1 protein-coding gene is annotated in these 465 nt (G+C 67.5%); it reads right to left on the reverse strand.

Annotated features, from left to right (window positions below; genetic code table 11):
- Window positions 1–153: 153 nt before the first annotated feature.
- The coding region (locus H928_RS33565; RefSeq protein ID WP_239645005.1) for an L-lactate permease at window positions 154–465 on the reverse strand (312 nt) is incomplete at its 5' end.

Genomic DNA, 465 nt, shown 5'->3' on the forward strand with positions numbered 1-465 from the left:
CCCTGCCCAGCCGCTGGCATATCCCCGACCCCAGCCATGCACTGCTGAGCGAGCTGCAGGTCTGCCAGCGCAAGCACCTGGGCCGCTGGCTCAGCAACACCTCGGCCCGGCAAATCCAGCCGCAGCTGCCCGAGCTGGCTGGCAGCTTGGCGCCTAAGTCTGCAGCAGCACAGCGCTGAGCAGCACATTCAGCACCGCCATCAGCAGCACCGCCAGCCCGGTGACCAGCAGCACCTGGGACTGCACCCAGGCGCGCTCAGTCTGTGCCGTCCCGGACACCAGCTGGCAGGCCATCTCCACCTTGCCGGGCGATGCCATCAGCAGCAGCGCTGCACTGACATTGTGGACCGCCATAAAGGGCAGCACCGCGACGCCCAAGGCCTGCGCAATCTCGGCCTGGGTGGCGGCAAACATCGCATTGGCCCCCGTGTTGGAGCCAGTCAAAAAGCCGCCCAGGGCAGCCAC

The sequence above is a fragment of the Comamonas sp. B-9 genome, assembly GCF_000410635.1.
Lineage (GTDB): Bacteria > Pseudomonadota > Gammaproteobacteria > Burkholderiales > Burkholderiaceae_C > Comamonas.